7 protein-coding genes are annotated in these 8273 nt (G+C 65.4%); 5 read left to right on the plus strand and 2 right to left on the minus strand.

From position 1 onward, the window contains the following. The first annotated feature begins 250 nt into the window (after window positions 1-250). Window positions 251-1960, plus strand: coding sequence for an MFS transporter (locus U9980_RS02135; protein WP_322766452.1), 1710 nt, complete (start codon window positions 251-253; stop codon window positions 1958-1960). Between the two features lie 58 nt (window positions 1961-2018). On the opposite strand, the gene U9980_RS02140 is transcribed toward U9980_RS02135, so the two are convergent. Beyond that, a complete protein-coding gene (locus U9980_RS02140) occupies window positions 2019-2921 on the minus strand; it encodes an alpha/beta hydrolase (RefSeq protein ID WP_322766453.1) in 903 nt (300 codons plus the stop codon). A 300-nt stretch (window positions 2922-3221) separates the two neighbouring features. Here U9980_RS02140 and U9980_RS02145 point away from each other — a divergent pair, with 300 nt between their 5' ends. Next, complete coding sequence (locus tag U9980_RS02145; protein WP_322766454.1) at window positions 3222-3914, plus strand: metallophosphoesterase family protein; 693 nt, start codon at window positions 3222-3224, stop codon at window positions 3912-3914. A gap of 81 nt (window positions 3915-3995) precedes the next feature. Here the strand turns inward: U9980_RS02145 and U9980_RS02150 are convergent, their stop codons facing one another. Then, window positions 3996-4415 carry a hypothetical protein gene (locus U9980_RS02150; protein WP_322750028.1) on the minus strand — a complete coding sequence of 140 codons (420 nt, stop codon included), beginning with the start codon at window positions 4413-4415 and terminating at the stop codon, window positions 3996-3998. Window positions 4416-4884: 469 nt separating this feature from the next. Between U9980_RS02150 and U9980_RS02155 the strand changes: the two genes are divergently transcribed. The 3 genes from U9980_RS02155 (at window position 4885) to U9980_RS02165 (ending at window position 8242) form a co-directional block, all read left to right on the plus strand. Further along, window positions 4885-6015, plus strand: coding sequence for a DegT/DnrJ/EryC1/StrS aminotransferase family protein (locus U9980_RS02155; protein ID WP_322766462.1), 1131 nt, complete (start codon window positions 4885-4887; stop codon window positions 6013-6015). Between the two features lie 73 nt (window positions 6016-6088). Then, a complete protein-coding gene (locus tag U9980_RS02160; RefSeq protein WP_322750027.1) occupies window positions 6089-7081 on the plus strand; it encodes an NAD-dependent epimerase/dehydratase family protein in 993 nt (330 codons plus the stop codon). Window positions 7082-7084: 3 nt separating this feature from the next. Further along, window positions 7085-8242 carry an MGDG synthase family glycosyltransferase gene (locus U9980_RS02165; RefSeq protein WP_322752387.1) on the plus strand — a complete coding sequence of 386 codons (1158 nt, stop codon included), beginning with the start codon at window positions 7085-7087 and terminating at the stop codon, window positions 8240-8242. Window positions 8243-8273: the final 31 nt, after the last annotated feature.

An 8273-nucleotide genomic window follows, 5' to 3' on the forward strand; every position in this document is an offset into this window, starting at 1 on the left:
CTCTAAGGCCAATCTCACACTTGCTGCTCTGTCACGTTGGGCGTCACTTGCTTAGTCTTACTAAGCAAGTTTTCGGGTGAGGCGAGTGGTGTTCGCGGAGGGCTGCCAGGTGCCGGACTCAGATCGCGTCAGACAACGAATTTCGGATGATATCGGGATTGATCGGCTGCCGCCTGCGGCTGATCAATCCCCTGTACCAGGTCCCCGCTACAAGTGGATCGCCCTGTCCAATACCACGCTCGGTCTCCTGATGGCAACGGTGAACGGATCGATCGTTCTGATCGCCCTGCCGGAGATCTTCCGTGGGATCGACATCAACCCGCTGAGCCCGGGTAACACCAGCTACCTGCTGTGGATGATGATGGGCTTCCTCGTCGTCACCGCTGTGCTGGTGGTGACGTTCGGACGGCTCGGCGACATGTACGGCCGCGTCCGTATGTACAACCTGGGTTTTGCGATCTTCACCGTCTCCTCGATCCTGCTGGCCGTCACCTGGATGCACGGCACTGCGGCCGCTCTCTGGCTGATCGGCTGGCGGATCGTGCAGGGCGTGGGCGGGGCGTTCCTCTTCGCGAACTCCACGGCGATCCTGACCGACGCCTTTCCGGCCCGCCAGCGTGGTTTGGCGTTGGGTATAAACGTGGTCGCCGGCATCTCCGGCACGTTCCTGGGCCTGTTGCTCGGTGGCCTGCTTGCCCCGATCAGCTGGCACTGCGTCTTCCTGGTGTCGGTACCGTTCGGGGTTCTGGGTACCTTCTGGGCCTACACGAGCCTCCAAGACAGCGGTGTGCGGCGACGCACGACGATGGACTGGTGGGGGAATATCACGTTCGCCGTCGGGCTGATCGCGCTGCTCGTCGGCATCACCTACGGCATTCAGCCTTACGGCGGGCACACGATGGGCTGGACCAACCCCTGGGTGCTCGCCGCGGTGATCGGTGGCGTGGTCACGCTGGTTGTGTTCACGATCATCGAGTCGACGGTGGTCGAACCGCTGTTCCATCTGAGTCTGTTCCGGATCCGGTCGTTCTCCGCCGGCAACGTGGCAAACCTGCTGGCGTCACTCGGTCGCGGTGGGCTCCAGTTCGTCCTCCTCATCTGGCTACAGGGAATCTGGCTGCCCCAGCACGGCTACAGTTTCACCGACACCCCGCTGTGGGCGGGAATTTACCTGGTTCCGTTGACGGTCGGCTTCCTGGTGGCCGCGCCGATTGCCGGGGTGCTGTCCGATCGTTTCGGCGCCCGGATGTTCACGGTGGGCGGCCTGGCGATCGTCATTGTGAGCTTCGCGTTGTTCATGTCCATCCCGGTGAACTTCTCCTATCCGGTGTTCGCGTTGATCCTGCTGGTCAACGGCGTCGGTACCGGCCTGTTCTCCTCGCCGAACCGGGCCGATGTGATGAACGGATTGCCGGCGAACACCCGGGGAGTCGGCGCGGGTATGGCTGCCACGTTCCAGAACGCCGCGTTCGTGCTTTCGATAGGCCTGTCGTTCACTCTGATCGTCATCGGGCTTTCCCGCAGCCTGCCGTCGACCATGCTCAACGGTCTCGTGGACCAGGGTGTACCGGCATCGACCGCGCAGGCGGCATCCGCACTCCCGCCGATCGGGGTGCTGTTCTCGGCCTTTCTCGGGTACAACCCGATGGAGCAGATCCTCGGGCCGCAGACGCTGTCAGCTCTGCCCGACTCGGGCGCCTACGTGACCGGCCGGGCCTTTTTTCCCAACTTGATCTCCGGGCCGTTCTCGGATGGTCTCGTCGCCGCCTTCGTGTTCTCGATCACGATGCTGTTGATCGCCCTGGTCGCATCCTTCATGGCGGGGCCCGGCCGCAGGGCACAACCCGGGCTCGACGACGCGGAGATGGCGGGCGTACATCCGCAGGACTCAGACGCGGGCGCAGGCCTGATCCCCGCACGCCGTTCGCAGGACACGGCGGCATCCGGTCATTCCCGGTGACTACCGCCGGGTTCACCGGGCCGTCGGGCGACCGGTACGCGACCGTCGGTCGCCCGGCCTATGCGGTGGTCGCCTGGGCATTCGGTCGGGTCTGGGGCACCGAATGCTGCCAGTCGGCCAGCAACGTCCGAATGCCGGTAACCAGCAGTAGGGGCTGGTCCAGCATGACATGATGCCCCGCCAGCGGGATTTCGATAACCGGCGCGACCCGCCCCAGCAGCTCGTACATCTCGGTGCCGATATCCGGTGTTATCAGACCGTGCTCGGCCCGGAACAGCGCGACGCGGCAGCGGACCTCCTTGAGAATCTGCGGCGACGGCCGGCGTCCCCGGAAAATGCCCGGATCAAATTTCCAGGTCCAGCCTCCCTCGACCGCACCCATGGACGTCCGCGCCACGTGGTTCACGACGTAGGGCAGCATGTTCGGCTGGTCCGGTACGGTTCTGAACCGGGCCAGGGCGTCGGTCACGGTCGGGTAGACGCGAAGTGGCCCGAATGCAGTCCGTTCGCGGGCGGCCCGTTCCTCCGGAGTGACATCGGCGACCGGAGCATCGATGATTATTATGCCGCCGATCTTTTCGGGGTGCTCCGCCGCGGCCATGATCGACGCCCAGCCGCCCATGCTGTGTCCGATGATGATCGGTGTGCCGCTGAGGCCGGCGTGCGCCGCCACGCTGACGATCTCAGCGGCCCAGCTGGTGAGGTTGTACTCATCGCGGCGCCCGCTGTCGCCATGGCCGGACATGTCGATGGCGACGACCCGGTACTCGCCGTCGATCAGTGGTGCGATGTGGTCCCACCAGCCCGCATGTCCGCCCCCGCCGTGCACGAGAACGATTCCCGGGCGGTCGCGCTTCCCCCAGCACCGGTAGCTGATCCGGCATCCGTCGACCTGGGTCGTGTGCCGCTCGGGCCGTCGCTCGAGTGCGGCGCGGAACCATCCAGGAGTCTCGATGTTCATGATCTGTCTGCCATGTCAGTTCTGCCATTCCGGATATGCGGTGCTGGACGGTGTCGTAATCCAGTTTGACCCGAGCCGGGTTGGCCAGCTGGCCGGGACGGTCCCGATCGCTATGATCGTTTGATCTGCTCACCTGGTGTAACTGTTGCCTGAGTGGCGTCTGGGTGAACTAGGTGATAAATGACTGTGTTCTCCGTTTTGTCCCTTACTGCCAAGGAGGGACATATCCGGCGGAGACCCGCTGAGCGGCGTGGCGGAGGGAGAATGACAGGACGGACAACGGCGGTGGATGGTGGTCCTATGCGATATGCGGTCGTGGCGGACCTGCACGGCAAACGTAAGGCGTGGCGGCGGGTGCTGGACGATGCGCAGCGTCGCGGGGCCGACCGGATCGTATGTCTCGGTGACTACCTCGACGCCAAGGTGCCATGGCGTAGCCATGACAGCACCACTCGGCGGGACCTCACCGACGTGGTGGAATCGGATCCGAGACTGTGGCGCGAGTTGGCCGGCGTCGATCTGGTTCTCGGCAACCAGGAATGGCGGATCCGCGATCTGCTGCGGGATGAGCAGACTGCCGGAGATCTTGATGTTCTACTTGCCGCACCCGAAACCCGCATGATCGGGGCTGCCACCGCAATGCACGGTCACCAGTTTTCCTGGGACCACGGGCCAACTCGTCCCGGATGGCCCACGGTGGCCTACCCCCGGTTCGCGCAGCTGCCCGACGTCCCGATCCTGATGGTCGGCCACTCCCACCAGGTGCTGCTTCTGGACCTGCTCTCGCTCGGGGAGCCGGCCGACCCGGCCGGCGCGGTGCTGGCGCGGCGTTGGCCGGTCACCCCGGGGATGGCGATCCCGGTTGATCCGGGCGGTGCGCGGCGCCTGCTTGTCAATGTCGGTCCGGCGCGGGGCAAGCCGTCGTGCTGGCTTCTCTATGACGACACAGCGTCCGAACTGACCTTCCACGAAGCCGTATCCGGGCGCTCATAGAGCGCCCGGCAACAGGGACGTGGATCAAGGAGCGGGGCCGGAGCGCGGGTACCCGGCGTCGCTGTGAGCGGTGTTCGCAGGTCATCCACCGCCGGTGTTGATGAATGCCTCGATGGTGGTGGCCGGGATGACGCCGAGCGGTCGACCCTCGTCTTCGACCGTGATCGTCGTGCCCGCAGGCGCATCGCGCAGGGACTCGTTGACCGCGGTGGTGAGAAAGTCACGCCAGTCCAGGAAGATTTCAGGTAGGAAGGTGTCGATCACGCCTGCCAGCGGTCGGGCCGGGTCGGGGACCTTGCCGAGGTCCGCCACAGTGATGATCGAGGAGCGGATGAGGTCGGCTTCGAGGTGCACGACCCGGGCGTAGCGCACACCCGCGTTGCGCATCTCGCGAGCGGCCTCGTCACGGGTGGCCGTGTCCTGGAGCTCGATGAAGGGCTCCACCTTGTCGACAAGGCCGACCACTCCGGCGAGATCTCGAATGATCTTGTCCTGTGTCACGTTGCAGTTCCTTCCCGGGTGCCGGTCCTGGGAACCCGGCGGCCGCTGCGTACTGGGATCTGGGCAGTCGCGCCGTCAAGGTGTCCACCGGTCGTCGTGAAGCTGTCAAACGCGCCCATTTTCGGCGCGTTGGGTAATAGTTGCATCGTTGTGATTCATCCACGTGTTCACGGTGGACTATCTGGGTCATCAGGTGACATGCCCCACGATGCCCAGGTGGATTTGGGTGGCAATGGTCTATCTTGTTTTCTGGTCACAAGCGGGGTGCAAACCGGGATCCTGGTGGTCATTCCCGGGCTGCCCGGCGACCCTCGGGTCGCCGTTCCAGGAAGGGATCATGGAAGGTGTCGCGGATCAGAATGATCCTGCCGGCTTTCCGGCAGGTGACCCGGTAGCGTCGCTCTGCGCAGTGTCCGGACCGGAGACGGTCGTGAACACCGATGTGTTGCGGCCCGAAGGGGGTGTGCAGGTGCAGGTTCCAGCGGCGCGGATCGTCTTCCCCGAAGCCGATCGCGCGGAGATCGCGTCCTTGACGTCGGAGATCCTGGCTAGCGGAGCGCTGACGCTCGGCGCGCATACGAAGGAGTTCGAAGCCGCGTTCGCCGCGGCTCACGGTGCCCCTTTTGCCGTCGCGGTCAGCAGCGGCACCGCTGCTCTTGAGATCATCCTCCGTACCGTCGAGGTGGCGGATGCGGATGTCGTCGTGCCGACGAACACGTTTGCGGCGACCGGTTTCGCGGTTCTGCGGGCCGGCGCGAATCTGATCTTTGCGGATGTGGATGCCGAGACGTTTGCCCTGAGCGCTGCGACAGTGGCCGCCGCGCTCACGCCCCGCACGCGTGCGGTGGTCCTGGTCCACATCGGGGGGTTGATCACTCCCGAGGTCGACGACATCCGGGCGCTGTGCGACGAGCGCGGCATCCTCCTGGTGGAGGACGCCGCCCATGCGCATGGTTCGAGCCATGACGGCCGCTACGCGGGTTCGTTCGGTGTGGCCGGGGCGTTCTCGTTCTATCCCACGAAGGTCATCACCAGTGGTGAGGGCGGGATGATCCTCACCGCCGACGAGCGGGTGCGGGACGAGGCGGTGATATTCCGGGATCAGGGGAAGGCCGGATTCCTCGGCAACGTCCACATCAAGCAGGGTTACGCCTGGCGGATGAGTGAACTGCATGCCGTCACCGGCTTGGTGCATCTCCGCCGGTTGCCCGAGTTTTTTGACAGTCGTAACGCCGCCGCCGCCGCTTATACGGCGGGACTCGGTCAGATCGAGGCACTCGAGCCGATTCTGGTACCAGCGGCCGGCCGCAGCAACTACTACAAGTACCTCGCACTCCTGCGGCCGGGCATCGACCGGGTGCGGCTGAAGAAAGAGCTGAAAGAGCGTCACGGCGTGTCGCTGTCGGGTGAGGTGTACGAGGCGCCTCTGCACCAGCAACCGGCGTTCGAGTCCTATGCTCGGGGTAATCACCCGGTCGCGCAGGACGTGTGCGCCCGGCACGTATGCCTTCCTGTCCATTCGGATATGACCGCAGCGGAGGTGGATCATGTGCTGGTGTCACTGGCGTCCGCCGTCGAGGCCCTCACGGTCGCGATCTGACCTGGGGATCCGATCCCACCATCTCTGGCTACATGATCCGACCCCAAACCTGACGATCTTGGACGGATGACCTATGCGTATAACCGTCACTGGAGGTTCCGGTTTCATCGGAGCCCACCTGGTGGACCGGCTCCTGGACGCCGGCCATGACGTGATCTCGGTAGATCTGCATGCGCACGTGGCGGACCCGCGCGCCGATCACCGGATCGTCGACGTCCTGGACCTCCCCTCGGTTACCTCAGTGTTTGCTGACTGTGACATGGTTTTCCACCTCGCGGGCATGTCCAACGTTGATCATGCCTTCGCCGATCCGATCCGAACGGTGCGGCTCAACGTCGAGGGCACGGCCAACGTGTGCGAGGCCGCACGCATCACCGGAGTGCGCCGGGTTCTGTTCGCGAGCACAGTCTGGGTGTATGGGGCGAGCGGCGGTGATCTGGATGATCCACAAGCGCTGACCGAAGACGCGGAGTTGGCGATGAACCGCGCCGGCCACGTCTACACCTCGACCAAGATCGCAGCGGAGCTGCTACTGCACAGTTACCAGCAGACCTACGGCGTGGACTTCACGATCCTGCGGTACGGCATCCCGTACGGTCCCGGCATGCGCGATGAGCTGGTCCTGGCCCGCTTCCTGCGTAAGGCGATCGACGGGGAGCCCCTCACCGTCGCCGGCGACGGGCAGCAGTTCCGTAACTACGTCTTCGTCCGTGACCTCGCGAATGCGCACGTGCTTGCCATGGACGACGCGGCGCGCAATGAGACGATCGCCCTTGAGGGTGACGAGCGCGTCAGCGTGCTGGCCATGGCGCAGGCGGTCCGGGACCACTTCCCGGGCGTCGAGATCGAACACATCCCGGCCCGTCCGGGTGATTTCCGGGGTCGGTCCGTATCGAACGCAAAGGCCCAGGCGCTGCTGGGCTGGCGGCCGACCACCCGCTTCGCCGACGGCGTCAGACAGTACGTCGAGTGGTACCTGGCGGACCGGCAGGCCAGCAGCGAGCAGCCGGTGTCGGTGCCCGCCCGGCGGGCCGACGGGGTTGGCGTCCCAGCCTCCGCCGAGTAGAGCATGGTGGGCGATCACGCGGACGAGGTGACGGAGTCCCCGGCGAACCGGGGAGGGCAGCCTGACCGGCGGGCGCTGTTGCTGTCGGGTTCGCTCGGGATGGGCCATGACGTCATGGCCCAGGCATGCGCGCACTCGTTGGCCCTGCGCGGGTTCTCCACCCGCACATTGGACTCCCTGCGCATGATGGGCGGCCGGGCCGGGTCGGCGGGTGAGGGCGTCTTTCGCGGGATGCTGGCCGTCCCCGGGCTGTATGACGCTGTGCACTTCTCGCAGATGCGTCCCGGTGGCGGACTGTCAAAGGCGATCGAGGCGGCATCGTCGCGTTTTCTCGTACCCAAGCTCCGCACGGAACTGCGCTACCAGTCAGTGGAGTTGTTGTTGTCAATCTTCGCCACCGGGGCTGCCGCAGCCAGCAGGGTCAAGTCCGAACATTCCCGGATGGTGACCGCGGTCTTCTGCACGGATGTCTGCGTCCACCGGCTGTGGGTACATGAGAACACCGACCTGTACCTGGTCACATCTACCACGGCCGCACGGTTCGTCCGGCGCTTCCATCCGGACGCGAGGATCGCTGTGGTGCCCACGCCGGTCCGTCAGCCGTTCTACGATCCACCGACGCAGGAGGCGGCCCGCGAGGCCTTCGAGATCCCCGCCGATGCACGGTGTGTGCTGTTGATGTCGGGTTCCTGGGGTCTCGGGCCGCTGGTCGAGGGCGCTCGTGCCCTTGCCGAGGCCGGCGTCTGGGTACTCGTGGTCGCTGGACGCAACGTCTCGCTCGCTGGCCGCCTGCGAGAGCTCGCGAACACGCACCCGCAGGTCGTCCCGTTCGGTTTTACCGACCGGATTCCCGCATTGATGGCAGCGAGTGATCTTGTTGTCACATCGTCGGGTGACACCTGTAGCGAGGCGCGGGTCATCGGTCGTGATCTGATGCTGTTGGATGTCGTGCCTGGCCACGGCCGGGACAACCTGCAGCTTGAGCTCGACCGGGGCCGGGCGGACGTCACCTCCGCCGATGCGGCATCCTTGCGCCGTTCAGTGCTGGCGGCCCTCGACCGCACCAAGCCACCGTCGGTGCGCGTGGTCGGGACGCCGGAGGCGTGGGAGCAGGCATTCGGCGGCGCGCTCAGCCAGGTTGAGTTGGCCAATGGCTGGTGACGGCCTGATTCCGCACAGCACGAACACGAAC

Origin of the sequence: Protofrankia sp. Cr1, assembly GCF_963555865.1 — a bacterium.
Lineage (GTDB): Bacteria > Actinomycetota > Actinomycetes > Frankiales > Frankiaceae > Protofrankia.

Bases quoted from the DNA above. Each gene is read 5' to 3' on its own strand.
- U9980_RS02135 (WP_322766452.1), top strand. From the start codon at position 251: ATGGCAACGGTGAACGGATCGATCGTTCTGATCGCCCTGCCGGAGATC.
- U9980_RS02140 (WP_322766453.1), bottom strand. From the start codon at position 2,921: ATGAACATCGAGACTCCTGGATGGTTCCGCGCCGCACTCGAGCGACGG.
- U9980_RS02145 (WP_322766454.1), top strand. From the start codon at position 3,222: ATGCGATATGCGGTCGTGGCGGACCTGCACGGCAAACGTAAGGCGTGG.
- U9980_RS02160 (WP_322750027.1), top strand. From the start codon at position 6,089: ATGCGTATAACCGTCACTGGAGGTTCCGGTTTCATCGGAGCCCACCTG.
- U9980_RS02165 (WP_322752387.1), top strand. From the start codon at position 7,085: ATGGTGGGCGATCACGCGGACGAGGTGACGGAGTCCCCGGCGAACCGG.